We start from the raw sequence: 26676 nt of genomic DNA on the forward strand, positions 1-26676 counted from the left end.
CCAGATTTAAATCCAATAGAAAATATGTGGTCACGAGTCAAGGCGATTCGAACTAAGTTTAGAGTTAAAGATATTGATAAATTATTTAAAGATTACTGTAATGATTTATTTGGTATTTAGCTATAATGTAACGTTGACCGATGCCAATGGTAATCCCGTCTTTAATGGTGATCGAGCGTCAACAAGTGCCAAACTAAAAAATCCATTTATTGAATTTGCAATTAAAAACCCTAAACAAACCGCTTTACGCGAAGTTAAAGGCTTTCGTGTCAGTGCTGAATCTATTACGGGTTTATTGACCACAGGTATTCAAAATACAGGTGCGTCAACAGACGGGATTAAGTCACTGAGTGGTTATATGAAAATTGCACCGACCACAGGAACAGCAAAGACCCAAGCAGCGCTCTTTGGTGATAGTAGCAGCGAGATTTTATCGGGGAATTTGGTGATTAATACGATTTGGAACAATGATCGTAGCTTTGTCAGCCAACCTGAAAATAGTAAGGGTTTAAAAATTCCTTCAATGAATGTGCCATTTACCGTCCCTGAAATTACCATCAACGGAAAACGACAAACTCAAGCCGTTGCCAAAAATATCAGTGCGACTGTACCGTCGATTCAACTCAATCGAGATAGCGGTAGCATGCAGGTCAAACTTGACCGTAATTTGTTATGGGTAGAAGGGGCGCAGTTCTTTATGGATTCGGGCTCATCAATTGATGGTTTGAAAATGAACATTACCTTTGAGCAAGCCTTAAATATGATTCATAACATTCCATTAAATGGCACAGCAGGTTATTTATCGCTTCAATCTCAAGATATCAGTTGGCCAGATGCCAATGCAGATGATATTGCACGTACAGGTTGGTGGATGTCATTTAAAGACCCGATTAATATTGGCAAATTAAATCCAACATCTGAAGTAGATATTTCAGGCGTCTTGCCACAAGTTGCACAAAAAGTATCGCAAATTTTAACCAATGAACCGATTTATATTCCCTTAGGTTCTGCTGTTGGTGCAGCATTTGGTCTACCGATTTATAAAAATGTCGGTTCAATTAACCTCAGCAATGCCGGTGCGGCCAATTTAACTTTAAAAAATCAGGTCTTGGGGAATCAGGAAGTTCGAACAAACTGTTTTGGTGGGTTGAAATTCTGCTAAAAATTATTTGTGAGACATCATTTGTCTCACAAAGTTGATATGCTCATTTTTAACTTGATGAGCATATCTGAGTACAATGAAAAAAATACAATCTAAATTGATAAATAGAATATTAGCTTTATATAAGATAATTCCGAGATTTCCTCAAGAACAGGTTTCTATATCTACATTAAAGAAAAAAGTCAGTAGTAACTATTCAGAATGTATTGATGAACTTTCATTAATAAAAGCTATACGGAGAGATCTTGATTTATTACCAGAACTTTTAATTTCTGGAGAACTTATTTTAAAAGCGGGCAAAGGAAATCAACCTGCAACTTATCAGCTCAGCCAAGATGCGTGTATAGAGCCAATGTCTAAAGAGCTAGCACTTATTTTGGTTATGGCAAATGAATATTTACATCATAGTCTGCCTGATGAAATTTATACAAAAGTTGAGGGTTTTTTTCAGTCTGCTGAATTGCAACTTCAGCAAAATACAAAATTGAATGGCTGGAATAAGCGTGTGCGATTTATTCCTGATGGATATGGGGAGATAGAGAAAGCGCAACATCATATCGAAATTCAACAGTTAGTTTATAAAGCATTATTACAAGGTGATGTTTGGCTTAAAGCAAAATATCGAAAAGAAGGTACGCAGCAAATAGGAAACTATACGTTAAAGCCACAAGGAATTGTCCAATTTGGGCAAAAACCATATTTGATGGCAAGTAAAATAGATTCTAAAAAAAGTGTATTAAGAACATTTAATATTTTAAATTTTGAATTATTAGAAATAGAGCCTGAAAAATTGGCGGTTGATGTAGATGTATTTGATTTAGAAGATTTAATCGAAAAGCGTGAGTTTGAAGATGCTTATTTTAACCGTGAGGAAATTAACATTTTTCTTGTTTTTCAAGAAATCTTATTGGATGAGCTAACGCGTAACCCTTTTGGTGATTTTCAGTCTATAGAAAAAATAGATGAAGGATATTATGAATTAAATACAAGTTGTATTTTTACAATGAGCCGTATGGATTGGTTGGTTAAAAATGCAGAGTATATACAAATTTTAGGACCTGATGAATTGAAGGAAGAAGTTGCAAATCGGATAATGAGAGCAGCTGATAAGCATGAAATTTTTAGCCAATTAAATTTTGGAGATTATGAGTAATGTCTTCAAATAGATCAATAGTTAATCAGATCCTTCATTTATCTGAATTAGTAAACTCATGTTATCTGATAGAAAACGAACTTAGTGAATATTTATATTTAGCAATTGAAGAGTTGATTTGTAATGATCAAAATAAGCCATGTTCAGAAGTAAGTTGGCAAACGGTTAGATGGGATGTCTGTGCAAACTTTGAGTATAAAGAAATTTGGTTTGCTCCAATTTCTTGGAGTAGAATTCAAATAAAACACAAACATTTAAATATAGAAGAGTGCTATGCATTTTTTAAGTTAACGATTCAGCGTCATGATCAAAAAGAAATTTATTTAGATGAGTATTTTGCAAATAACGGAAATCGTTTACCAACGGTGAATTTTTTTAATCATACAAATGGTTTTGTTAGTATTCAATTTCATTTAAATAAAAATATGATATACAAGAATAATCAAACAACGGACATATCCAAAACAAGGAGTTGGTCAAAAAAGAGGAATCAACTTATTCAGCAATATGTTGAGCTCACAAATTTTGGTTTTAAATTAAATGAAAGTAAGGGTTATTGGTATTTAACTATTGAAACTCTTGATCCTGTCCAAGTCGCTAAGGATTTTGAGAATGAAGAAATTGTAAGTTCACTGGATCCTGTTAAAAATGCCTTAAAAATAATATATCAGGCTTTAGATATATTTGATGTAATTGAAAAGAAAGCAAAATTTTTAATTTAAAAGCTATTTATAATGTTGGGGTGGAATAATGGAATATAAGGATACAACTAAAAACACGTCTGAGAATTTTTTAACACATCGTACGTGTTTAATGGAATCAGAAATAGTTTCTGCTAAGGAATGGAAATGTTCGAAACAGTTGGACGCTTTTTTTAAATCATGGCAAAACATAAATCTTGATATACCAACACCTGAAAAAGTCACCAGTGTAGATCATTTGAATTTAAGCCAGTTTTTTGATGCATATAAGAAAGCCTTATTTCCTGTTCTAGAAGCTAGAGAAGCAGGCTTATTACTAAATGTCTGGAAAAATTCAGGTTTAGGCAGTGATGAAGTTCGTAATTCAAAAATTTTAAATTGGTTTCTTGATTGTAGGGCAGATCACGGTCAAGGCAACATAATTTTATTACAGTTTTTACAATTACTTCCTGAGCCTTTTTGCAATTTTCAACCGCAGTTTTATACGTCCATCGAAGAGTGCTGTCCTCTTGGTCGTTTAGAGAATCGTGTTGATATAGAAATAGATGCACCAGAATTTTTACTCTTTATTGAAATAAAAATTCATGCAAATGAGAGTTTCCAGCAATTAGAGCGTTATAGAGGAATTGCAAAGAAAAAAGCTGCAGGAAGACCTTGGTTAGTCGTTTATTTAACAAAAGATGGAAATCTACCAACAGATTATTTAGATAATGCTGAGGGGTTACGTGGGCTTTCATGGGGAAGAATGGCTAAAGCATTTAAAAAATATGTCAATAGTCAGAACTTAAATAATCGAAGCCTATGGCTATTAAGCCAGTTTGCTGATCATACAAAAACGTTTTAAAAAAATTGAAATTAGGAGAATCAAATGAGCAATATGCAAGCAGTGGAACTCATCATCAAGAATATTGAATATTTGGAGGATGCAAAAAGACTATTAGAAGGTGAAATTTCTGAAAAAATATGTGCGGCTTTAGACAGTAAAATACATAATCTTATCGACGATTTTGAAGATAAATGGGAGGGCGTATTTAATTTTTATGATAACTGTTATATCCAGTTCTCACCTGAAAAATGGCGAGCAACAAATGGAGATAGTTTTAAACACCAACAGTTTTATGCGAGATACTTTTTAGGCTATGAAAGTGATGAAACTGGTGGTGATTCGGTGGAATGGTTTTTAATGGCTTTACTCAAAAATGATAAAGATAAATTGGTTTTCAATTTTTATCCTTGGAGAGAAAATTTTATAAAGTGTACAGCAAAAGACTGGAAGGATTTTGCGAGTGAAAGTAATCAAATATATCAACAAATAGAAGAATTTGGCTTTAAATATAATGCAAAGCAAGGAAGTTGGTACTTAATTATTGATGGAATTGATTCTGAAAAACTGATTGAAAATTATGAAAGTGAAACAATTGAAGATGCTTTAGATCCTTTTGAAATCGCATTAAAAAAATTACAGCAAGCACATCCGTATTTCGACGCAATTGTAACATCTGCGAAAAATAAATTTAACAATGAAGCAATTGGGGGTGTGTAGATTATGAATGAAATTTTTTGGGAAAATTATCCTTCAAGTTCAGTAAAATTAACAAATAAAGATGACAGAATATTTTTATTATTTGAAGGTAAATCGGTTGAATATGGGCGTTACTTCTCAGGAAAGATTGAGCTGCGCCTTTCATTAGAGGAACAGGTTGCTTCGGGCTTAATTCAATACCGTTATCAGGATGGTTTAGAGGAAGAGTTTACTTATAAGTTGACAGGTGCATTTGAAGATGACTCTTGGGAGTACTTTACAGGTAATTGGGAAGAAAATGGTGAAATTGAAAATTTTGAAGCTTTATTAGAATTCAATGAACAAGAGATTTCAAACTTAATTAATACAGAATCGAATAATGAAATCATTGATTTGAGTGATAATGAAACACGAATAAATATTACTAAGAAAAAAAATATTGAACGTCAAGGTGCTATGCGTCAGCGTGCTGCAAGAAGTGATGCGCGAGTAAGAAAGATTCAGCGAAGTATCGAATTATACTATGGTTTACCACAGGGTTCAGTAAAACTAATTAATCCAGATAAAAGTATCATTCACCCATCTGCAAAAATAGGCACGCTTCGAGAACGATGGCTATTTGAGGACGTTTAGTATAAAAAACCTCCAAAAAAGGAGGTTTTTTTTAATGAACTTATCACATTGATAAAGAATGTGGGACTGATCTTGGAAAAAAGTATACCGAGCACGTTTCAAAGATTGGCAAAGCCAAAGAAGACTAAGCGTTTCTCGTTATTGTCGGTGGTTGGGAATCACCCGACAAGCTTATTATCAAGCAGAAAAACGTGCTCAAATGACTGCACAAGCAACTGAACAAATACTTGAGTTGGTTATGGAATATCGTTGTCTCATGCCAAGTATCGGAACACGTAAGCTGTATTGGCTTATTAAAGGCAAATTGTTGCAGCGTGGTTTAAAGTGTGGACGGGATCAGTTATTTAAAATATTGAAAGAGCATAATTTATTGATTCGCCCCAAGCGTCGCTATACAAAAACTACGGATAGCAAGCATTGGATGAAGAAGCATCCAAATTTATTAAAGGATTATTCAGCAGTGCAAGCCAACGAAGTCTTTGTTAGTGATATTACTTATGTTGAGAGTGCTGAAGGCGTACATTATTTATCCTTAGTGACAGATGCTTATACCCGTCAGATTAAAGGTTATAAGTTATCGAATGATATGCGTGCGGAGAATGTTGTGCAGGCTCTACATATGGCGATGCAGCATGTGACGGATCGAGCGACAAGGATGATTCATCATTCAGACAGAGGCTCTCAGTATTGCTCTGAACTATATCAATCGGCATTACGCCATTATGGGGTATGTCCTTCTATGACAGATGGAGGAGACTGTTACCAGAATGCATTAGCAGAGCGGATTAATGGAATATTAAAGCAGGAGTTTTTAATTACACGATGTCAAACCATGAAGGAGTTAGATCACTTAATTGCGGAATCTATTATGATTTATAATTGTTATAGACCACATTTAAGTTTAAATATGAACACCCCGAATCAGACGTATGAGCAAACTAAAACCGAGCTAATTGCTTAACTCGGTTTGAAGTGGAATACTGTCAATCTATTTCAGGACAAGACATTATTTATGAAAAATACGGGCTTTATCACGCTGCCAATCACGGTCTTTTTCCGTTGCACGCTTGTCGTGAAGCTGCTTACCTTTTACTAGGGCGATTTCAAGTTTGGCATGAGGACCTTTCCAGTAACATGCCAAAGGCACACATGAATAACCTTTTTGGTTAATCGCACCTTGTAGTTTTTCAATTTCACGGCGGTTCAGCAATAATTTACGAGTACGAGTCGCTTCAGGCACCACATGCGTTGAAGCACTCAGTAAAGGTTGCACTTGAGCGCCGAATAAAAATGCTTCGCCATTTTTAAACGTAATATAGCTTTCTACGATGGTCATACGACCCGCGCGCATTGATTTGACTTCCCAGCCTTGTAATGAAAGACCCGCTTCAAATTTTTCTTCAATGAAATAATCGTGACGCGCACGTTTATTGAGGGCAATCGTACTGCTACTATTTTTTTTAACTACTGCTTTCGTCATAATCAAAAACTTCCAAACTTAGCACTATTGTACCCGAACTTTGAATAAGATGAAGTTTTTAAATTTACAAGCTGACTTCACCTATAAATCAAGATTTTGTTAAAATACCCATCTACAAAATAACAGAGTACAACTGGATGTCTAAAACTCGTGTAATTTATCCGGGCACATTCGATCCAATTACTAATGGTCATATCGACTTAGTGACACGTGCATCACGCATGTTTGACGAAGTTGTCGTGGCAATTGCAATTGGACATCACAAAAACCCTGTGTTTAGTCTGGAAGAGCGTGTTGCACTAGCGCAAGAGTCTTTAAGTCATTTGTCAAATGTTGAGTTTGTAGGTTTTGATGGGCTGTTGGTCAACTTCTTTAACGAGCAAAAAGCAACAGCCGTATTACGTGGGTTACGTGCAGTTTCAGATTTTGAATATGAATTTCAATTGGCAAATATGAATCGCCGTTTGGACAGTAAATTTGAAGCGGTGTTCTTAACCCCATCAGAGCAATATTCGTTTATTTCATCTACGCTCGTGCGTGAAATTGCACGTTTAAATGGTGATGTCACTCAGTTTGTACCACAAGCTGTCGTGGAAGCCTTTAAGCGTAAACAACAGCAAGGTTGGTAGAGTGTCCTTATATATCACTGATGAATGCATCAACTGCGATGTCTGCGAACCTGTATGCCCCAATGAGGCGATTTTCATGGGGGAACTCATTTATGAGATTAACCCTGATTTGTGTACGGAATGCGTTGGGCATCACGATAAACCGCAATGTCAGTTGTTCTGTCCAGTGGATTGTATTCCATTGGATCCGGCTCATCCTGAAACTCAGGAACAGCTTCAACAAAAGTACGAAAAACTAACTGCTCAAAAAACATCAAGCAATTAGTTGTCAGATTTGTTAGAATGCGCCCCGAAGTGAACCAGACGATCGCTGCTGTGTATAGGTCTCCGTGACTAAAGCAGGGGAGGAAAGTCCGGGCTTCATAGGGCAAGGTGCCAGGTAACGCCTGGGCGGTGTGAGCCGACGGAAAGTGCAGCAGAGAGTAGACCGCCTTCATTATGGTTTCGAGCAATCGAAATCGGAGGTAAGGGTGAAAGGGTGCGGTAAGAGCGCACCGCATGACTGGTAACAGTTCATGGCATGGTAAACCCCACCGGAAGCAAGACCAAATAGGGATCCTTTAGGCATGGCCCATGCTGGATCCGGGTAGGTCGCTTGAGCGTATGAGTGATTGTACGCCTAGAGGAATGATCGTCCTCGACAGAACCCGGCTTATCGGTTCACTTCAACAAATTTTGATCAAATACGTGCATTATGGGCTTGACGATATTTAAATATCCCTCCATAATGCGCGCACAGTTTAAGGCTATGTAGCTCAGTTGGTTAGAGCACCGCACTCATAATGCGGGGGTCACAAGTTCAAGTCTCGTCATAGCCACCATATTCAAAAAAAGACCACTCCGATTGAGTGGTCTTTTTTTATGTCTCAATTTTCCAAATTTAAAAAATTAACGATAAACAAAACGACGCATACCTGCGCGTAAGGCAAATGCGCCATGCATATATACGCCGCCGAGCCAATACGGCACATTGTAAATATCTTCATGGCGATATTTAACTAATGCAAACTCAGCCAATAGTCCTTCAAAGAACATACCACCAATGGCAAGCATGATGGCTAATATCAGTAGCCATGTGCGCTCATAGCTAAATAACCAGCGAATAAAAAAGCTCAGGTAAAAAATCCAACAAAGTGCTTCGGGATGAAAATTACCAAATCCGCTGAGTATATAGACGATGGCAAATAGTATTAGGCTTTCGACGAGGGGCGCAGTGCCGTCATGATGGCAACTGAGCTGAGTCATCACATAGTGTTTAAGTCGTTGTGTAAGTTGAATATAGCTAAATGCCATGAAAGCAAAGGCAATAAAAAAGCCAGGGAATACCCACCAAGCTTGATGGAAAAATAATGGGTTGGGATAACTAAGCGTCTGGGTATAGACATGAATCGCATCGCAAAAAGTTGCGACGACTGCTGCCAGCAGGGCAAGTATAAATATGCCTGAGAATTGAGTGGTTCTCGTCATCATTCATCCTGAAAAGTGGGTCTTTTTATTTTATGTGTTCTTTATAGTCTTTATTTGGGGAAAAGGCTATGACAAGTTACGAGATGCTCATGGGTTAAATGTTAATTTATAGCGCTACTGCTATACTCAATACATAGTTAACTTGATGAATATAAATAGAAATGATAGATAACCAATTGAACTGGGCTAAAGATAATTTTGAGAATATTGAAACTGCATGGGAAGGTGATCTTTGGCATCGCCGTCGTTTAGGAGAGCAGCTTACAAGGTATGTTGATCGCTTAAACTGCGGTGCTGTTCTTGCTTTGGATGCACGATGGGGTGAGGGTAAAACGTGGTTTGTCCGTCATTGGGCGAAGCATTTAGATGATACTCAGCATAACGTGATCTATTTGGATGCATTTGCTAATGATTATTTGGAAGATCCATTTTTAACGATTGCAGCTGAAATAAGTCAAACTTTTAAAGAGTCAGAAGAAATTGATGATGATGAAATTAAAGATTTTAATGCTAAGACTGCTTCAGTATTAATATCGTTGGCGGCTGTCATACCAATGATTGCGGCTAAAGCGGGCATGCATTGGATTGGCTTGGGTGGAGCTGGAGAAGCATTTAAAGAGGTATATGAAGAAGGAAAAGCGTTGTATGACACAGCAAGTGAGGAAATAGCTGCAAAAGTTAAGGAGAAAATCGAAAAGAAAATTGAGAATCATCAGGTTGAGAAACAAACAATTCATGACTTTAAGAAAGAACTTGCTGTATTAGCTGGAAAATTAGATAAACCTTTAGTTTTTATTATTGATGAATTGGATCGATGTCGTCCTGATTTTGCAATTCGTCTAATTGAAAGAATTAAGCACTTTTTTGATATTCCAAAAATTGTTTTTGTTTTGGTAATGAATAAGCCTCAATTATTACAATCAGTCAAATCATACTATGGCTATGATTCAGAGATGAATGGAGATTATCTTGAAAAATTTGTGGATTTTACGTTTAAATTTCCAAATTTAGATAATTCTGTATCACATGAAAAAATAATAAAAGATCAGCTGTTTAGAGTTGGGGAAATTTCAACGAAGGAAGGTGATTCCGAGTTGTATTTTTGGATTATTAATTTTCAAATGACTAAAAAATATAATTCTAGGGAGTTGATAAAAAAAATTAACCAATACGCACTTTTAAGGACTGATAATCCGAAGTTAAATTTAATTTTATGTGGATTTATTTTTGATGGGTTATTTGAAGTGACTTATCCATATCTTACAAAGCAAATTCATAATTTATATAATTATTTTGAAGGTACTGATGATATGTATATGACAAAAAGCTATTTTATTAATCAAAAGATTGTAGAACACACAAATATCAAAAATTCTATAATCTGTGAAATATATGATGCAATTCAATATTTAGAAAATAATTATAAAACTCAAGGTCAACAAGGACAAAAAGAGAGTGCTATGAGTCGGATTTTAAATCAATATTGTGTTGGTACAAAAATAAATAGAAAGAATTTCAAGGATATTTGGAAGCAATACATTAAAACAGGGTTATTTGAAGTACAGGAATAATTTTTCAATATCATCTGTCTGCAACTGCTCCCGCATCTTTAAAAACTGCTTTTCATCTAAATCATAGAGCTTAAGTGAAAGTAGTTTTTCGATATCTTCCAGAGGGAAACGATATTTAATAATTTGAGCAGGCACGCCGCCGACAACAGCATAAGGTGGTACATCTTTAGTTACCACAGCGCCTGTAGCCACCACAGCACCTTCACCGAGTGTAACGCCTTGCATAATCATGGCGCGTGAGCCGATCCAGCAGCCATCACCAATGATTGTATCACCCGCAGGGACAAAACTCCGTGTATCAAACGGAAATGCTGAAATCCAGTCTGTTCGGTGGAGTTGGTTACCGCCCATCATAATCACGCATTCTGCGCCAAAGCAGACAAAATTACCGATATGTAGCTGGTCTATCGGCCTCTCTGGGGTCGCAGGTTTGTCGTGCAAATAACGCACCACACAGCGCTCAAAACCCTGATCCCAATATGCAGAATAATATGAATAATTACCTTTGATGTGAATATTAGGATTCTTCACTGTTTTAGAGATGAACTCAAATTCACACCAATGATTTACAGGTGAATTAATCAATTTTTCAGACATAAACAGTACAACTTAAAAAGGGTAAACCATTATAACCAATTGAACTGATGTCATGCGTCGTTCATCCCTATTAAAAATCAATCGCTAGACCGAAGTGTTTGTAGGGAGGTTTGGGATCCGAGCAATGACTTTAATTTCAAAATCAAAACCTGCAAGCCAATTAACACCTATTGCTGTCCAGTTTGGATAAGGCTTTTGTGTAAACACCTCATTTTTAACTTTCATGATGACTTCAAATTGCTGTTCAGGGTTTGTATGGAAGGTGGTGACATCGACAATTTCATCGAAAGTACAGCCTGCCGCAGCGAGAGTATGGCTAAGATTCTGGAATGCTAGTTTTACCTGTTTCTCAAAATCAGGTTCAGGACTGCCATCTTCACGGCTACCGACCTGGCCTGATACAAAGAGTAAATTTTCCGATTTAATAGCAGCAGAGTAACCATGCTGTTCATACAAGGCATGGCGATCTTGGGGAAATATTGCAATTCTAGTCATGTTTATTCTCATTCAATATCTGGTTTTAAAAGTGGGGGGAAAGCAGCTTTATTTTTGACATACCAGGCGTATGTCAACATAATTGACATACGCCTGGTATGTCAATTAAAATTTTTGTGATGATGAGGTAATCAAAGCAATGTCTGTTCGTGAAAAAAAAATGGCGGCAACCCGCAAGAAACTGATTGAAGTAGCACGCCGTACGTTTGCTGAGTATGGCTATGCAGACACCTCAATGGATAAACTCACGGCAGAAGCAGGGCTGACCCGTGGTGCGCTGTACCATCATTTTGGCGATAAAAAGGGCTTATTTGCTGCTGTGGTTAATCAAATTGATTCAGAAATGGCTTTATCTGCCCAGAAGTATCTGGAGCAACCCGAAGATCTTTGGGAGGGGTTGATGCTTGAGGGGAAAACCTATATTGAAAATGCCTTGAATCCTGAGTTTCAGCGAATTGTATTACGCGACGGACCTGCGGTATTGGGTGATCCTGCGCATTGGCCGAGTCAAAACAAATGCTTGAAGTCTACACGTGAATGCGTAGAACAGTTATTGGCAGCAGACCGAATTAAAGCAGTGAATTCTGAAGCGGCAGCCATATTTTTAAATGGAGCAGCCATGAATGCGGCGCTTTGGGTGGCTTCTAGCAAGAATCCTGAGCAGGTGTTGTCAGAAGCATTACATGTCTTTCAACTTTTTGCATCAGGATTATTAAAAGAAGGATAGAGCAGGGGTATAATAATTATTTGTCTGATTATAAAAAACCCCTCAAAAGAGGGGCTTAAAATTGCTTATCTTAATGAATTACAGATATTCAACTTTAGAAACTTCGTACTCAACTTCACCTTGTGGTGTGTTGATTTTTACATCATCGCCTTCATTTTTACCCAAAAGACCACGAGCAATTGGAGAGTTCACAGAGATTTTGTTGATTTTAAAATCTGCTTCGTCATCACCAACGATTTTATAAGTCTTTTGCTCTTCAGTATCTAAGTTTTCAATGGTCACAGTCACACCGAAAACCACACGGCCATTTTGCTCAAGTGATTTAACATCAATCACTTGGCAAGCACCCAATTTACCTTCGATATCTTGGATACGGCCTTCACAGAAACCTTGTTGCTCGCGAGCAGCGTGGTATTCAGCGTTTTCTTTCAAATCCCCATGTTCACGCGCTTCAGCAATTGCTGCAGTAATACGTGGACGATCAACACTTTTAAGTTGCTGTAATTCTTTCTCTAGGGCAATTTTGCCTTCGGGAGTCATAGGATAACGTTGCATTGTTGTCCCTCATGTTTGTAAAAAGAAAAAATCAGTAAAATTTTTACTGACCTAGAAATGAAAAAAAGCCCGCCACCGAGAGGTGGCGGGACTTCTCGGTAACTTAATTAACCTTTAGTAAGGTCTTGTAAGCGGTATACATCCATTGGCAATTTGATTGCTAAAGCTTGGCATACTGCATCAGCACCGTTAAGGGTAGTTGTGTAATACACTTTACCTTGTAATGCAGAGCGGCGGATCGAGAATGAATCTTCTTGAGCCTGTTTGCCTTCAGTTGTATTGATAATGAGGTGAACTTCGCCATTTTTCAAGCGGTCTACGATATTAGGACGGCCTTCAGTCACTTTGTTCACACGTTCACATTCAATACCAGCATCTTTAATCACATCATAAGTACCGCCAGTAGCGATCACTTTGAAGCCAAGATCTGTCAACTGTTTCGCAATACCAACAGCACGAGGCTTGTCAGAGTGACGAACAGATAAGAATGCATGTTTTACTTCGCCTTCCGTTGGTAGGCCTGGTAAACGGTCATTAGAGCCTAACACAGCTTTATAGAACGCTTCACCAAATGTTTTACCTACACCCATCACTTCGCCTGTAGATTTCATCTCAGGGCCAAGAATTGGGTCAACACCAGGGAATTTGTTGAATGGGAACACCGCTTCTTTTACAGAGAAGTGTTCAGGAATAATCTCTGTAGTGAATCCTTGAGATTCTAGAGATTGACCTGCCATACAACGTGCAGCAACTTTTGCTAAAGATTCGCCGATACACTTAGATACGAATGGAACTGTACGTGATGCACGTGGGTTCACTTCTAAGATGTATACGTCAGTACCTTTAACCGCAAACTGTACGTTCATCAAACCAATTACGCCAAGCTCTTTCGCCATAGCGATGGTTTGGCGGCGCATTTCGTCCTGAACTTCTTTAGATAAAGAGTACGGAGGAATAGAACATGCTGAGTCACCTGAGTGAATACCCGCTTGTTCGATGTGCTGCATGATACCGCCGATCACAACGTCTTTACCGTCAGATACGCAGTCCACGTCAACTTCAATCGCATCGTCTAGGAAGTGGTCAAGAAGTACTGGCGCTTCATTCGATGCTTGAACTGCATCACGTAGGTAGCGTTTCAATTCGTCATCGTTGTATACGATTTCCATCGCACGACCACCAAGTACATACGAAGGACGTACTACAAGTGGGTAGCCAACTTTAGCAGCTTCTGCCATACCTTCTTCAGCAGATTTTACAATGCTGTTGTTTGGTTGACGAAGTTGCAGACGTTGAATCATTTGTTGGAAACGTTCACGGTCTTCTGCACGGTCAATTGCGTCTGGTGATGTACCGATGATTGGTGCACCAGCTTCTTCTAAAGCACGAGCCAATTTAAGCGGAGTTTGACCACCGTACTGAACGATAATGCCTTTTGGCTTCTCGATACGAACGATTTCAAGTACATCTTCCAAAGTAATTGGTTCGAAGTACAAACGATCTGATGTGTCGTAATCTGTAGAAACCGTTTCAGGGTTACAGTTCACCATGATGGTTTCATAACCGTCATCACGCATTGCAAGAGCCGCGTGTACACAGCAGTAATCGAATTCGATACCTTGACCAATACGGTTTGGGCCGCCACCGATGACCATGATTTTGTCACGGTTCGATGGGTTTGCTTCACACTCTTCATCGTAAGTTGAGTACATGTAAGCTGTGTCAGATTCAAACTCTGCAGCACATGTATCTACACGTTTGTAAACTGGAGTTACACCCAAGTTCCAACGGTGTTTACGGAATTGTTTTTGTGAAATGCCCATCAAGTCCGCAATGCGAAGGTCAGATAAACCTTTGCGTTTGAACGAACGGATGTTGTCAGCGTTCAAATCACCAAAACCTAAAGTTTTGATTTGATTTTCAGTTTTGATGATGTCTTCGATTTGAATCAAGAACCAACGATCAATTTTGGTTGCTTCAAATACTTCATCAAGAGTGAAACCGTGACGGAATGCATCGCCTACGTACCAAATACGCTCTGGACCAGGCACTTTCAATTCAACAAGAATTTTCTCACGTGCGCCTTCAGTGCCCACAGCGATTTTTTCGTCAAAACCACATGCGCCAACTTCAAGGCCGCGAAGAGCCTTAGACACAGATTCTTGGAAGTTACGGCCAATCGCCATTACTTCACCTACAGATTTCATCTGAGTCGTCAAAGTTGCGTCAGCTTGCGGGAATTTCTCGAAGTTGAAACGAGGAATTTTCGTTACAACATAGTCGATCGCAGGTTCGAAAGATGCAGGGGTTGTACCGCCAGTGATGTCATTTTTCAACTCATCAAGGGTATAACCTACAGCCAATTTCGCTGCGATTTTCGCAATTGGGAAACCAGTTGCTTTAGAAGCAAGGGCAGATGAACGAGAAACACGTGGGTTCATCTCGATTACAACCATGCGGCCGTCTTTCGGGTTGATACCGAACTGAACGTTCGAACCGCCAGTTTCTACACCAATTTCACGAAGTACAGCTAAAGATGCATTACGTAAAAGTTGGAATTCTTTGTCTGTCAATGTTTGCGCAGGAGCAACAGTGATTGAGTCACCTGTGTGTACGCCCATTGGGTCAAAGTTTTCGATTGTACATACAATGATACAGTTGTCGTTTTTGTCACGAACAACTTCCATTTCGTACTCTTTCCAACCAATTAATGATTCATCGATCAATAATTGTTTAGTTGGAGAAAGATCGAAACCGCGTTCACAGATTTCAATGAATTCTTCACGGTTATATGCGATACCGCCGCCTGAACCACCCATGGTGAATGATGGACGGATAATGACAGGGAAGCCGAAACGTGCTTGAATTTCAAGTGCGTGTTCCATGCTTTCTGCAACGTCAGCGCGAGGGCATTCCAAACCGATTTTACGCATTGCGATATCGAAAAGTTTACGGTCTTCCGCTTTTTCGATTGCTTCTTTCGTCGCGCCAATCAATTCAACATTGTATTTTTCTAAAATACCGTTGGCATCGAGTGCAAGGGCACAGTTCAATGCTGTTTGACCACCCATTGTAGGAAGAACTGCGTCTGGGCGTTCTTTCTCAATGATTGCAGCTACAGTTTGCCAAGTGATCGGCTCGATGTAAGTTGCGTCTGCCATAGCAGGGTCAGTCATAATGGTCGCTGGGTTAGAGTTCACCAAAATAACACGGTAGCCTTCTTCACGAAGGGCTTTACATGCTTGCGCACCTGAGTAGTCAAACTCACATGCCTGACCGATCACAATCGGACCAGCACCGATAATTAAGATGCTTTTAATGTCTGTACGTTTAGCCATGATGCTTCCTTAATTACTTCTTAGATGCTTCGATAAGTTCGATGAAATGATCGAACAGTGGTGCGCAGTCATGTGGACCAGGGCTTGCTTCTGGGTGACCTTGGAAACTGAACGCAGGTTTATCTGTACGGTGAATCCCTTGTAGGGTTTGGTCGAACAGTGATTTGTGCGTAGCTTTCAAGTTTGCAGGTAATGTTTCTGCATCGACTGCGAAGCCATGGTTTTGCGAAGTAATCATCACAATACCAGTTTCCATGTTTTGAACAGGATGGTTGGCACCGTGGTGGCCGTGAGGCATTTTCACAGTTTTTGCACCTGAAGCAAGTGCAAGAATTTGGTGACCCAAGCAAATACCAAATACTGGTACATTGCGAGCATCTTCTACAATTGTTTTTACAGCTTCAATTGCGTAGTCACATGCAGCTGGATCGCCGGGGCCGTTCGATAAGAACACGCCATCTGGATTCAATGCAAGTACGTCAGCAGCAGGAGTTTGCGCAGGCACGACAGTCAATTTACAACCGCGGTCTGCGAGCATACGTAAGATGTTGGTTTTGACACCGTAATCGTATGCAACAACATGGAATTTAGCTTCAGGCTGAGAGAAACCTTTACCTAATGTCCAAGAACCTTCAGTCCATTCAAAGCCTTCAGGGTCACAGCATTCTTTTGCAAGGTCTAAACCATTTAAACCACCAAAAGCGCGTGCTTTAGCTAAAGCTTCTTCTTCTGTAATGTTTTCGCCAGCAAGGATACAACCATTTTGTGCACCTTTTGCTCGCAGAATACGCGTTAATTTACGTGTATCGATGTCTGCAATAGCAACAACATTGTGTTGTTCAAGGTAATCACCAAGTGATTGCTCAGCACGGAAGTTGCTATGCAATAAAGGTAGGTCACGAATGATCAATCCGTTAGCCCATACTTTATGAATTCGACCTGACTCAGCGTCTTCATCATTACAACCTGTGTTACCGATATGTGGGTAAGTTAGTGTCACAAGTTGTTGTGCATAACTAGGGTCAGTCAAAATTTCTTGATAGCCAGTCATTGCTGTATTAAAAACGACTTCACCAGTCGTACTACCCGATGCGCCAATAGAAGTACCTTTAAAGATAGTTCCGTCGGCAAGGGCTAAAATTGCTGGGGTGCTCAAACCAAAGCTCCTGAAATTTAGGCTGTAAAAAAGCGAGAAGACGAAAAAAAAGGAAGGCTGCTTAAAAACCTACCCTCCTTACATCTGCTCGCTTGAACTTAACACGGCATTATACGCAGAAAGCCACTGAAAGTCCATCGTAAATATCAGGAATAAAGCAGATAAAGCGCTTGCATTTTAGAATAAAGTTTGGTTTTGAAAAATCTTAGAAAAATGTAAGCAATTAATTATTGTCAGACAAATCATAAATTAAAATTTATCAAAAAGCGCTAATGTGGGTCAGTCAGCAAAAACTATAGGTACAAAGTCATGGCAACACAACAAAAACAAACAGCGGCTAAAACCTCCCTGAAAGAAGTCGTTATCGAAGGTGCTGAAAAGCTTGAACAAGTTGCAAAAGAGGCAAGTGTTCAAGCCACAGAAGCGGTCACTGAAAGCAAAGAAAAGATCGGAGCAGAGGCAAAGCAGTTGAATGCCAGTGTGCAAGATCAATTGCGTCAGTTGAAGCAAGATGTATTGAATAAACTTGATCAGTTAAAAGTTCAGTTTGGTTCATCGCAAAAAGATTTTAGTGAACTCAAAGAATTTGTGAAAACTGAATTTAATACGGTTATTGATGATCTTTCAAAACTTGGAAAAGAGCTTAAAGAAGATGTGACCCAAATTTCAGGAAAGCACAAAGATCATCTAACAGAAACATTTAAGCGTTCTAAGGAGCATACTTTGGAAGCGTGGAAAAAAGTTTCACCAGTGAAAGCTGAAGTTACGGATCAAACCACAGATCTTAAAAGTTAATTGTGAATGACATGAATTTTAAAACGCTTGAGCTAAATCTAGTCATTCCAGGGAGCTGGATTCGGTGAGAGCGAATTAAACTTCAATTTAACGCTAAATATGCAAAAGGGAGTCATTAATGGCTCCCTTATTGTGAATGGTACATTTAAGTCCAAAGCACCTATTTAAAAATAGACAGGCAATAAAAAAGCAAAAGATCGTACTTTTGCTTTTTATTGAAGATCAAAACATTAAAAATTTAGAACTGATGTAGCCAATCACGTTTGTTGTGAAAGTCAGCATTTGGACTACTATGCTGCATGGCATAGTACTGTTCACCTTGAGAGGTTTTCAGTACTGCAGTTAGACCAATATAGAGATCTTCCCATTTAAGTTTGTACTTCAGCATAAATTCTGTCAGATCAAGACTGACATTTAAGCCATAGTGCGTCCGTTTCAACTGATTCAGTTCAATATCGTAAGCAGCTTGTGGCGGCATATCTTCTGGATAGCGATATTCTTCAAACTGGTAAGCCTGCCAAGCTTGTGAAGGGGAGAGGTTGATTTCACGATAAAAGTCTTCGTTGTGGACACCAATAAAAACTTCTAAGCAGGTCTGTTCCCACAAAAAATCGATTCGTGGGTGAGCTGATACCAGTTCTGGCCATTGAATCAGTTGGTTTGGGTCTCGAATCCAATAACCCACATTCAAAGTATATGGGCTTTGTTGTTCGATAGCACCAACGACTGATACAGCCTGAAAGCGACGATCAAAAGCGCTGAGTTCGAAACTTGCCATAAATGTTTAGTTAGACAGGTGTGCGTAGCGAACAAGGTTAGACAGTTTTGCATTTTGTTTTGCCGCTTTGCGGTAAATCAAAGCAATCTTACCAATCGTTTGAACAACTTCAGAACCTGAAACAGTCGCAATCTCAGTAATCATTGCAGCACGAGCTTCACGGTCTTCTGCCACAACTTTCACTTTAATTAACTCATGGTCGTTTAACGCACGGTTTAATTCTTCAACAACGCTTTCTGATAAGCCTTTGTCCGCAACCATTACAACTGGGTTTAGGGTGTGACCAATTTGACGTAAGCGTTTACGTTCTTGAATAGATAAAGCCGCCATAAATATAACCTAATTTTAAAAACGACCTAGTATAGCAAAATCAAAGTTGAAGCGCTGTATTTAATCGGCATTTTCTCGATGAAGATTATTGAAAAAAAACATGATTTAAGATGCTTTTTAGATACACATGTCTACTGCAAAAGTGCTGAATTTCACGTACAATCAAGACTGAGAAGTTTTTTTTATTTAGAGAGTTATGGCTACCCGCATTACTAACCAGAAATTATCCAAAAGTAGTCGTGACTGGATGCGTGAGCATCTTGATGACCCCTTTGTGAAAAAAGCACAAAAGGAAGGATATCGTGCGCGTGCCGCTTATAAATTGCTTGAAATTCAAGAAAAATACAAATTGATCAAGCCGGGCATGACCGTTGTCGACTTAGGTGCTGCACCAGGCAGTTGGTCGCAAATTGCCGGAAAACTTGTTGGTGACAAAGGTTTGGTTATTGCTTCTGATATTTTACCAATGGATGCTTTACCGGATGTGACCTTCTTGCAAGGTGACTTTCGTGAACAAGAAGTGTTCGATGAATTGTTAAAAATTTTAGATGGACGTACTGTAGACGTTGTAATTTCAGATATGGCCCCCAATACATCAGGTAATAAGGCTGTAGATCAACCGCGTCAGATCTATCTTTGTGAATTAGCAATCGACTTTGCTCAAAAGGTTCTTGGACCAAATGGACAGTTTGTTGTTAAAGTGTTCCAAGGTATTGGATTTGATGAATACCGTAAGCAAGTTGTAGACACATTTGATGTGCTGAAAACAGCAAAACCGGCGGCTTCACGTGCTCGATCTAAAGAAGTGTTTTTAATCGGGCAGGGACGTAAGAAAGCTTTCAAGTAAAGTTTACTTGCCAACTCGTTAAAAATTGTGCATTTTGTACGTTTTTAAATTATTGCGAAGCTACTCTGCAGCGTAAGTATTAGAGTCACCCATGTAAGTGGGATTGAACGAATTAGATAGAAATGGGAATAAAGCTTTGAGCGATCTTTTTAAGAATGCCGTGTTGTGGCTGGTTATCCTAGGCGTGCTGGTTTTAATCTTCAGCAACGTCAGTGACCGCAATCAACCGACCGCGATGAACTATTCTGAGTTCGTGGCAGCCGTAAATGCGGGTCAGATTAAACAAGTCACCATTGATGGCGAAAGAATTCGTGGCGAAAAATCAAACGGTTCAGAGTTTGAAAGTATCCGTCCTGCGGTTCAAGATCCTGAACTTATGCCGAACCTGATCAAGAACAATGTTGTTGTTGAAGGTACAGCGCCACAGCGTCAAAGTATTTTGATGCAACTTCTGATTGCAAGTTTCCCTGTTCTTTTAATCATTCTGTTATTCATGTTCTTTATGCGCAACATGGGTGGTGGAGCTGGTGGTAAGAATGGCCCAATGAGTTTTGGTAAGTCAAAAGCAAAAATGCTGTCTGAAGACCAAATCAAAGTGACATTTACTGATGTAGCGGGCTGTGATGAAGCTAAACAAGAAGTTGTTGAAATCGTTGACTTCCTAAAAGATCCATCTAAGTTCAAACGACTTGGTGCAAGCATTCCGAAAGGCGTGCTTATGGTTGGTCCTCCGGGTACGGGTAAAACTTTACTTGCTAAAGCGATTGCGGGTGAAGCGAAAGTACCGTTCTTTAGTATTTCGGGTTCTGACTTTGTTGAAATGTTCGTGGGTGTGGGTGCGTCTCGTGTCCGTGACATGTTTGAACAAGCAAAGCGTCATGCGCCATGTATCATTTTCATCGATGAGATCGATGCCGTTGGTCGTCACCGTGGTTCAGGCACAGGCGGTGGTAATGATGAGCGTGAGCAAACATTAAACCAAATGTTGGTTGAAATGGATGGCTTTGAAGGCAACGAAGGTATTATCGTTATTGCTGCAACAAACCGTGCTGACGTATTGGATAAAGCTTTACTTCGTCCGGGTCGTTTTGACCGTCAAGTGATGGTATCTCTACCGGATATTAAAGGTCGTGAGCAAATCCTGAATGTGCATTTGAAAAAATTACCTTCTGTGACTGGTGTAGATGTTAAAGTCTTGGCACGTGGTACACCAGGCTTCTCAGGTGCTCAGTTGGCTAATCTTGTAAACGAAGCAGCACTGTTTGCTGCACGTCGTAACAAGAATACGGTCGATATGCATGACTTTGAAGATGCAAAAGACAAGCTTTACATGGGTCCTGAACGTAAATCGATGGTGATTCGTGAAGAAGAACGTCGTGCGACGGCTTATCATGAAGCAGGTCATGCGATTGTTGCTGAAATCTTGCCGGGTACAGACCCTGTGCATAAAGTGACAATCATGCCACGTGGTTGGGCACTGGGTGTGACTTGGCAGTTGCCTGAACATGACCAAACCAGCCATTACAAAGACAAAATGTTGAATGAACTTTCAATTTTGTTTGGTGGTCGTATTGCAGAAGAAGTCTTCATTAACCAAATGTCGACTGGTGCTTCAAATGACTTTGAACGTGCAACAAAAATGGCACGTGCAATGGTTACTAAATACGGTATGTCCGATAAAATGGGCGTCATGGTTTATGAAGATGACTCACAGCAGTCATTCATGGGTGGTTTAGGAAGTCGTGTGATTTCCGAAGCAACGCAGCTTGAAGTTGACCGTGAAGTTCGCCGTATTTTAGATGAACAATATAAAGTTGCTCGCGACATTCTTGAAAATAACAAGGATATTGCGCATGCCATGGTGAAAGCATTACTTGAATGGGAAACCATTGATCGTGATCAAATCCGTGACATTATGGAAGGTCGTGAACCACAACCACCAAAAGTGTACATCGCTGAAAATCCAGTGATTGATGTAACACCAACGGATGGTCCAGATGTTCCACCACCATTACCGTCATTGCCAAAAGCATAAAAATTTAAAACCACCTTCGGGTGGTTTTTTTATATGAAAATAAATGCATGTGAGCGAAATGCTGAGCAAACTTAGCGTTAAAATAAGCATAGCAAAATCTGGGATGTGTAATATGAAGTTGGTGTCTTTGCCGAATAAAATTTTAAACTGTGGTAATTTGCAATTAGATTTGTCAGAGCCACATGTGATGGGAATTTTAAATGTCACACCGGACTCTTTTAGTGATGGTGGCAAACACAATGGTAAAGACCAAGCTATAGCACATGCCTTACAAATGATTGCGGATGGTGCGACAGTGATTGATGTCGGTGGTGAGTCAACACGTCCGGGTGCATCTGTTGTTGAGGTTGAAGAAGAAATTCGACGGGTCGTACCCGTCGTTGAAGCCTTATCTAAACACAATGTAGTGATTTCTATCGATACCTCACAACCTGAGGTGATTGAGGTAGCGGTTCAGGCAGGTGCGCATATCTGGAATGATGTACGTGCATTAACTCGGCCGAATGCCTTAGAAACCGCTGCAAAACTGGATATTCCAGTGATCATTATGCATATGCGTGGCGAACCTACCACGATGAATAATCTAGATCAGTATCAAGATGTCGTGGCTGATGTAATCGATGAATTAAAGCAACGTGTGCAAGATGCATTAGATGCAGGTGTACGTGCAGAAAACATTATGATTGATCCGGGTTTTGGTTTTGCTAAAAATGCGCAGCAAAACTTAAAGCTTTTACAGCAATTCTATCAATTGAATGACATGGGCTATCCGATCCTTTCGGCATTATCTCGTAAGCGTTTTATCGGTGAAGCACTTGGCGGTGCAGATGCACAAAATCGCGCAGTAGGCTCGGTTGCAGCGCATCTACTCAGCATTCAACAAGGTGCATGTATGGTTCGCGCACATGACGTCAAAGCAACGGTAGATGCGATACGTGTTTGGCAAGCCATGCAGAATGCAGTGTGATTTGAAAATACTGAATTCCAATAAATTTGGTGAATTGTAGTATTTGTGTTATATAAGCGCCCTGAATGTTTTGTGATAGAGTTTCGTATGTTTGCAGATTTACTGCTACCCATGTTTGATGATGAATATTACCCAGATGTGTTGGTTGCAGAGGTGAAGTTATTGGTTGTTCAATTTGCGAAGAAAATTGCAAAAGCAGATTTAAGTTCAACTGATATCTACCATTTTGCCAATGAAACGGTTGCACAGCTCAATAAGATGAAACCTCAATTTGAAGATTTAGATTCGTCTTTGGATGATACGGCTGCAGATTATATTGCAGAAGCCATGATGATGGTGCTGCAAGATGAAGGCCATATGGATATTGAAATGGAAGAGTTGGTTGCTAACCGAGAATGGTAATTGAACTTTAAAAAAAGCCCTGTAGTGACAGGGCTTTTTTGTGTTTAGGGATTTAAAAAAGTCATTGAGCATTGTCTAAAAAATCTTTAAATGATGATTTGATCGATGCTGATAGTTTTTGTTCTTCTTGCATAGCTTGTAAGTGTAGGGTGTAGAAATACAATTGATGTTCTTTTTGTTTTAAAGATTGTTGATAAGACCAAAATGCCAGTTGGCGAAGCTTTTGTAGTTTTACTCGTTCAATGGCGCTGCTTTCAGGTTTATAAAATAATTCAGTAAATACACATAAAAACAGACTGAAAAAAAGTCCACAGAGACTGATGAGGTTTAATACATCTGTTTGTAGATACTTAAAGTTTATAGCGAGGATAAGTGTGAATCCGCCAAGGAGATATAGTTGTATTTGCAGGCGTTGAACTGCGGACTTGCTGCTAAAACGTGCTTGATAATGTGCATACCAGACATAGCAATAGATCCATGGAAGAATAATCAATAAACCAAGATTAAACGCCATTTTGGGGTCGTGTATTGAAAGTGCCGTTGAAAGCATATGACCAAGTACAGCGCTGCTAAGGGGGATAGAAAGTATCAGGCAAAAGCTAAAGATTAAAACAGGTGCAGTGGGTGTGAGATTGATAATTTTAAAATGTGCAAACAGCAGCCGTTGATAAAAGGCATCGGGATGCTTGAGTTGTAGTGCGGGGAGATTAAAATCTGAAGGTGTCGGCATCGAATAATAATAGATTTCTAAATTTTAGGCATAAAAAAACCAGCAAATTGCTGGATCTTTTATTGCACCAATCTTAGAAGTATAAGAATGGTGCCCGAGGCCAGACTCGAACTGGCACGCTTTGTGGGCGGGGGATTTTAAATCCCCTGTGTCTACCGATTTCACCACTCGGGCATGTGCGCAATAATAGAGGACGAAATGAAGCTTGGCAAGAGTATTTGATGGTGTTTGTTTTAAAATCAATCAATTCATGCATATAAGTTGAAAATATTCAAAAATAGCGATGTATTGAATGACTTTTTGAGCAGTGATTTAAAGTTTTTTGCACTATATCAATGCCAGCTTATTTCATTAACTCATCAAGATAATGTTCAACATTTTGGTGCTTTAGCTTTTTACATAGCTGATTTTCCTGATGCAGCATTTGTATGTGCAAATTTTGGAACAGGGTAAAGCGCTCAGATAACTGTTTATGATTTGCCTGATTCGGATTACTGAGCGACAAACGTAATTTTGCTTTAAGCATTTGTTTATACGACCAATATGCAATACGACGTGTCTCTTGCAGAAAATAGTATTCTTGGGTGTTACTTCCACCTTTGAAAAGATTTTCTTTATAAAAACGCACAAAGCCGAAACTCATGGCGAAAAAGAACAATACAGATTGAACAAAGGTGCTTTGTAAAAAGGCGATATTGAGTAACTGTAATAAAATCACGATCGCAAGTCTGAACGGCGTATTCTTCAAACTTTGATACAGTGACATCGAACTGTGTTTGATTTGCTTGATAACTAAAGGCACAACCAGCATGAAAAACAGCATAATACTTAATACAGCAATACCATGAGCTCGAAACTCACTCATTTCTGGAAAATACAGTTGCACTGCATGACCAATACTCATGCTCAAAGAAATAAAAATCATCGCCGCCAAAACCCAAGGAATGAGTTCTTTGAGTTCGTCTAAAATGCCTTGAGTTTTCAGTTGGCTATAAAATAAATAATTATGTTTAAAGGCTGCTGGATATTGCTGTTTCAGTTGTTGAAGGTAAAGCGCAGCCTGTTTCTTTTGAGCCATATTGTGACGTTAGTATTAAAGCGTGAAAGTAATATAGTTGATTTCGATATTTTTGACATAATTTTTTTCTAAATCATGTTGTATATCTGAACATTATAAGAGAAAACGCAATTTCTATAGCGAAGGTCGCAGTTTTCATGCTGCTTTTATGCGAAAATACATACTTATTGAATATTAAGTTTTTATAGGCAGTTTATGACTGATCACTCTCCTGAAACATTAAGCGATATCGAAATTCTAGACATTCTTCAGTCGATGAAATCAGATGTTTTAAATACTGAAGCAAATGAAGTGATTCGTAGTGGGGGAAAAGCTGGTCGTCAAGAAGCACACAAACAAGCTTTGGTGAAATTAAATCAAGCATTTGAAGATAAATTTGTTGAAGCTGTGACTTTAGCTTTAGGCTTAAATGAAGGCCAAAGTAAAAAAATCCGCTACAAAAAAGATCGTATCCGTATTTTGAAAGTTCGTGGTATCGATTATTTAGCGATTGATGGTGCTGAAACTGCACAAGTATTGTCACAAGTTGCACAAGCAATTGTACGTGAAGATGCAACGGTGACTCATGACCTGCATAATATTTTTCCATTTTGGAAAGAAGGCTGGCCAATGGTGCAATTCGACAATGTCTATAAAATTTTAGAAGATGACATTCGTATTCATTATGAAGCAGTTCTAGAAGCATTAATTTTAAAGCATTAATCGTTACAAATGAACCTGTGAGTGTAAAGCACTAGCTAGTTCTATTGTTAAGCATAAAAAAGCACCTGATGGTGCTTTTTTATCTTTAAAATTTTAAGTTAAGCTCGAATAAAACGGAAACATCCCAAAGATCAGGCCTGCTGCTAACATGACAAAACACGTGATTACAGCCCAGATAATGGTAAATTTCTGATGTTGTCCAAACTCGATACCTGCAAGTCCACAGAGTAAATAGGTCGAAGGAACAAGCGGAGAGAGTAGGTGTACAGGTTGCCCTACGATGGAGGCACGTGCCATTTCTACAGGTTCAATTCCATAATGAGCGGCAGCATCAGAAAGAATCGGCAAAACCCCAAAATAGAAAGCATCATTCGACATAAAGAAAGTCATCGGCATACTGATGACAGCGGTAATCGGTGCTAAATAGGGACCCATACTTTCAGGGATAATTGCCACAAGTTGTTTGGACATGGCTTCTACCATGCCTGTTCCAGCTAAAATTCCGGTAAAAATACCTGCAGCAAAAATGATGCCGACCACGTTTAAAGCACTACCTGCATGATGTGCGATTAACTTTTTCTGCAAGTCGACATTTTTGTAGTTGACGATTAGCGCAATACATAAAGCCACCATGAATAAAATAGGCATAGGTAAAATACTAAAAACCAGACACATCATCAGAACGACAGTTAACAGTGCATTAGATTTCTTTCATAAGTCGTTTTTCACTCAGCTCCAAGTTATAAATTCCAGCAATTAGATTGAATCTCAATGCTAGTCTTTTGCCTCGATTGCGATATCGCTCAGCAAGAATTTTGAAGGTTTT

Annotated in this window: 27 protein-coding genes, 2 tRNA genes, 1 other RNA gene and 2 pseudogenes; 19 read left to right on the forward strand and 13 right to left on the reverse strand. The window is 39.1% G+C overall.

Annotated features, from left to right (window positions below):
- Positions 1 to 100: 100 nt before the first annotated feature.
- From FTT88_RS14245 to FTT88_RS14275, 7 genes and pseudogenes are all read left to right on the forward strand, one after another.
- Positions 101 to 1162: a hypothetical protein gene (locus FTT88_RS14245; protein ID WP_180005627.1), complete on the forward strand. Its 1062-nt coding sequence runs from the start codon at positions 101 to 103 to the stop codon at positions 1160 to 1162.
- 76 nt (positions 1163 to 1238) lie between these two features.
- On the forward strand, positions 1239 to 2315 hold the full coding sequence (locus FTT88_RS14250) for a YafY family protein (RefSeq protein WP_180005628.1): 1077 nt from the start codon (positions 1239 to 1241) through the stop codon (positions 2313 to 2315).
- Positions 2315 to 3037: a hypothetical protein gene (locus FTT88_RS14255; RefSeq protein WP_180005629.1), complete on the forward strand. Its 723-nt coding sequence runs from the start codon at positions 2315 to 2317 to the stop codon at positions 3035 to 3037. The genes FTT88_RS14250 and FTT88_RS14255 overlap by 1 nt, the downstream gene beginning before the upstream one ends.
- 28 nt (positions 3038 to 3065) lie before the next feature.
- Positions 3066 to 3860 carry a PD-(D/E)XK nuclease family protein gene (locus tag FTT88_RS14260; RefSeq protein ID WP_180124216.1) on the forward strand — a complete coding sequence of 265 codons (795 nt, stop codon included), beginning with the start codon at positions 3066 to 3068 and terminating at the stop codon, positions 3858 to 3860.
- A gap of 24 nt (positions 3861 to 3884) precedes the next feature.
- On the forward strand, positions 3885 to 4559 hold the full coding sequence (locus tag FTT88_RS14265; protein ID WP_180005654.1) for a hypothetical protein: 675 nt from the start codon (positions 3885 to 3887) through the stop codon (positions 4557 to 4559).
- 3 nt (positions 4560 to 4562) lie between these two features.
- Positions 4563 to 5171: a hypothetical protein gene (locus FTT88_RS14270; protein ID WP_218950471.1), complete on the forward strand. Its 609-nt coding sequence runs from the start codon at positions 4563 to 4565 to the stop codon at positions 5169 to 5171.
- A gap of 41 nt (positions 5172 to 5212) precedes the next feature.
- Positions 5213 to 6132, forward strand: a pseudogene (locus FTT88_RS14275) (IS3 family transposase); the annotation flags it as partial.
- 45 nt (positions 6133 to 6177) lie between these two features.
- Here the strand turns inward: FTT88_RS14275 and smpB are convergent.
- A complete protein-coding gene (gene smpB, locus FTT88_RS14280) occupies positions 6178 to 6651 on the reverse strand; it encodes an SsrA-binding protein SmpB (protein WP_078191351.1) in 474 nt (157 codons plus the stop codon).
- A 137-nt stretch (positions 6652 to 6788) separates the two neighbouring features.
- On the opposite strand from smpB, the gene coaD reads away from it, so the two are divergent.
- The 4 genes from coaD (at position 6789) to FTT88_RS14300 (ending at position 8101) form a co-directional block, all read left to right on the forward strand.
- Positions 6789 to 7280 carry a pantetheine-phosphate adenylyltransferase gene (gene coaD / locus FTT88_RS14285; protein ID WP_078191350.1) on the forward strand — a complete coding sequence of 164 codons (492 nt, stop codon included), beginning with the start codon at positions 6789 to 6791 and terminating at the stop codon, positions 7278 to 7280.
- Between the two features lies 1 nt (position 7281).
- Positions 7282 to 7545, forward strand: a complete 264-nt coding sequence (locus FTT88_RS14290; RefSeq protein WP_078191349.1) for a YfhL family 4Fe-4S dicluster ferredoxin — start codon at positions 7282 to 7284, stop codon at positions 7543 to 7545.
- A 26-nt stretch (positions 7546 to 7571) separates the two neighbouring features.
- Positions 7572 to 7951, forward strand: an RNA gene (gene rnpB, locus FTT88_RS14295) — RNase P RNA component class A.
- Positions 7952 to 8024: 73 nt separating this feature from the next.
- Positions 8025 to 8101, forward strand: a tRNA-Met gene (locus FTT88_RS14300).
- 67 nt (positions 8102 to 8168) lie between these two features.
- Here the strand turns inward: FTT88_RS14300 and FTT88_RS14305 are convergent.
- Positions 8169 to 8747 carry a hypothetical protein gene (locus tag FTT88_RS14305; RefSeq protein ID WP_180005419.1) on the reverse strand — a complete coding sequence of 193 codons (579 nt, stop codon included), beginning with the start codon at positions 8745 to 8747 and terminating at the stop codon, positions 8169 to 8171.
- Positions 8748 to 8908: 161 nt separating this feature from the next.
- Between FTT88_RS14305 and FTT88_RS14310 the strand changes: the two genes are divergently transcribed.
- Positions 8909 to 10318 carry a P-loop NTPase fold protein gene (locus tag FTT88_RS14310; protein WP_180005420.1) on the forward strand — a complete coding sequence of 470 codons (1410 nt, stop codon included), beginning with the start codon at positions 8909 to 8911 and terminating at the stop codon, positions 10316 to 10318.
- Here FTT88_RS14310 and FTT88_RS14315 read toward each other — a convergent pair.
- Both FTT88_RS14315 and FTT88_RS14320 read right to left on the reverse strand, forming a co-directional pair.
- On the reverse strand, positions 10298 to 10915 hold the full coding sequence (locus FTT88_RS14315) for a CatB-related O-acetyltransferase (protein ID WP_180005421.1): 618 nt from the start codon (positions 10913 to 10915) through the stop codon (positions 10298 to 10300). The two genes, FTT88_RS14310 and FTT88_RS14315, sit on opposite strands and share 21 nt — an antisense overlap.
- 84 nt (positions 10916 to 10999) lie before the next feature.
- A complete protein-coding gene (locus FTT88_RS14320; protein WP_180005422.1) occupies positions 11000 to 11410 on the reverse strand; it encodes a RidA family protein in 411 nt (136 codons plus the stop codon).
- Positions 11411 to 11549: 139 nt separating this feature from the next.
- On the opposite strand from FTT88_RS14320, the gene FTT88_RS14325 reads away from it, so the two are divergent.
- Positions 11550 to 12137: a TetR/AcrR family transcriptional regulator gene (locus FTT88_RS14325; protein ID WP_180005423.1), complete on the forward strand. Its 588-nt coding sequence runs from the start codon at positions 11550 to 11552 to the stop codon at positions 12135 to 12137.
- A gap of 78 nt (positions 12138 to 12215) precedes the next feature.
- Here FTT88_RS14325 and greA read toward each other — a convergent pair whose 3' ends face one another.
- The 3 genes from greA to carA all read right to left on the reverse strand — a co-directional run bounded on the left by greA (position 12216) and on the right by carA (position 17186).
- A complete protein-coding gene (gene greA / locus FTT88_RS14330) occupies positions 12216 to 12692 on the reverse strand; it encodes a transcription elongation factor GreA (protein WP_078191345.1) in 477 nt (158 codons plus the stop codon).
- 107 nt (positions 12693 to 12799) lie between these two features.
- A complete protein-coding gene (gene carB / locus FTT88_RS14335; protein WP_168378094.1) occupies positions 12800 to 16030 on the reverse strand; it encodes a carbamoyl-phosphate synthase large subunit in 3231 nt (1076 codons plus the stop codon).
- 13 nt (positions 16031 to 16043) lie between these two features.
- The gene (carA, locus tag FTT88_RS14340; protein ID WP_168378093.1) at positions 16044 to 17186 is read right to left on the reverse strand and encodes a glutamine-hydrolyzing carbamoyl-phosphate synthase small subunit; all 1143 of its coding nucleotides are present in this window, start codon (positions 17184 to 17186) and stop codon (positions 16044 to 16046) included.
- 309 nt (positions 17187 to 17495) lie between these two features.
- On the opposite strand from carA, the gene FTT88_RS14345 reads away from it, so the two are divergent.
- Positions 17496 to 17981 (forward strand): hypothetical protein, encoded by a 486-nt coding sequence (locus tag FTT88_RS14345; protein ID WP_180005424.1) that lies wholly within the window; start codon positions 17496 to 17498, stop codon positions 17979 to 17981.
- A gap of 238 nt (positions 17982 to 18219) precedes the next feature.
- Here FTT88_RS14345 and FTT88_RS14350 read toward each other — a convergent pair whose 3' ends face one another.
- Both FTT88_RS14350 and FTT88_RS14355 read right to left on the reverse strand, forming a co-directional pair.
- Complete coding sequence (locus tag FTT88_RS14350) at positions 18220 to 18759, reverse strand: DOMON-like domain-containing protein (RefSeq protein WP_180005425.1); 540 nt, start codon at positions 18757 to 18759, stop codon at positions 18220 to 18222.
- 6 nt (positions 18760 to 18765) lie between these two features.
- Positions 18766 to 19089: a YhbY family RNA-binding protein gene (locus FTT88_RS14355; protein WP_078191340.1), complete on the reverse strand. Its 324-nt coding sequence runs from the start codon at positions 19087 to 19089 to the stop codon at positions 18766 to 18768.
- A 196-nt stretch (positions 19090 to 19285) separates the two neighbouring features.
- On the opposite strand from FTT88_RS14355, the gene rlmE reads away from it, so the two are divergent.
- From rlmE to FTT88_RS14375, 4 genes are all read left to right on the forward strand, one after another.
- Positions 19286 to 19936 carry a 23S rRNA (uridine(2552)-2'-O)-methyltransferase RlmE gene (gene rlmE, locus FTT88_RS14360; RefSeq protein ID WP_078191339.1) on the forward strand — a complete coding sequence of 217 codons (651 nt, stop codon included), beginning with the start codon at positions 19286 to 19288 and terminating at the stop codon, positions 19934 to 19936.
- 136 nt (positions 19937 to 20072) lie between these two features.
- The gene (gene ftsH, locus FTT88_RS14365) at positions 20073 to 21971 is read left to right on the forward strand and encodes an ATP-dependent zinc metalloprotease FtsH (RefSeq protein ID WP_078191443.1); all 1899 of its coding nucleotides are present in this window, start codon (positions 20073 to 20075) and stop codon (positions 21969 to 21971) included.
- Between the two features lie 112 nt (positions 21972 to 22083).
- Entirely contained in the window at positions 22084 to 22938 is an 855-nt protein-coding gene (folP, locus tag FTT88_RS14370; RefSeq protein WP_218949917.1) for a dihydropteroate synthase, read from the forward strand.
- Positions 22939 to 23025: 87 nt separating this feature from the next.
- Positions 23026 to 23340 (forward strand): DUF5713 family protein, encoded by a 315-nt coding sequence (locus FTT88_RS14375; RefSeq protein ID WP_078191338.1) that lies wholly within the window; start codon positions 23026 to 23028, stop codon positions 23338 to 23340.
- A gap of 61 nt (positions 23341 to 23401) precedes the next feature.
- Here FTT88_RS14375 and FTT88_RS14380 read toward each other — a convergent pair whose 3' ends face one another.
- The 3 genes from FTT88_RS14380 to FTT88_RS14390 form a co-directional block, all read right to left on the reverse strand.
- Positions 23402 to 24070 carry a hypothetical protein gene (locus FTT88_RS14380; protein ID WP_180005426.1) on the reverse strand — a complete coding sequence of 223 codons (669 nt, stop codon included), beginning with the start codon at positions 24068 to 24070 and terminating at the stop codon, positions 23402 to 23404.
- A gap of 88 nt (positions 24071 to 24158) precedes the next feature.
- Positions 24159 to 24244, reverse strand: a tRNA-Leu gene (locus FTT88_RS14385).
- Between the two features lie 169 nt (positions 24245 to 24413).
- Entirely contained in the window at positions 24414 to 25148 is a 735-nt protein-coding gene (locus tag FTT88_RS14390) for a hypothetical protein (protein ID WP_180005427.1), read from the reverse strand.
- 195 nt (positions 25149 to 25343) lie between these two features.
- On the opposite strand from FTT88_RS14390, the gene FTT88_RS14395 reads away from it, so the two are divergent.
- A complete protein-coding gene (locus tag FTT88_RS14395) occupies positions 25344 to 25850 on the forward strand; it encodes a hypothetical protein (RefSeq protein ID WP_180005428.1) in 507 nt (168 codons plus the stop codon).
- A 93-nt stretch (positions 25851 to 25943) separates the two neighbouring features.
- On the opposite strand, the pseudogene FTT88_RS14400 reads toward FTT88_RS14395, so the two are convergent.
- Positions 25944 to 26552: pseudogene (locus FTT88_RS14400) on the reverse strand (citrate:proton symporter); the annotation flags it as partial.
- Positions 26553 to 26676: the final 124 nt, after the last annotated feature.

The sequence above is a fragment of the Acinetobacter sp. YH01024 genome, assembly GCF_013420195.1.
Classification (GTDB): domain Bacteria; phylum Pseudomonadota; class Gammaproteobacteria; order Pseudomonadales; family Moraxellaceae; genus Acinetobacter; species Acinetobacter amyesii.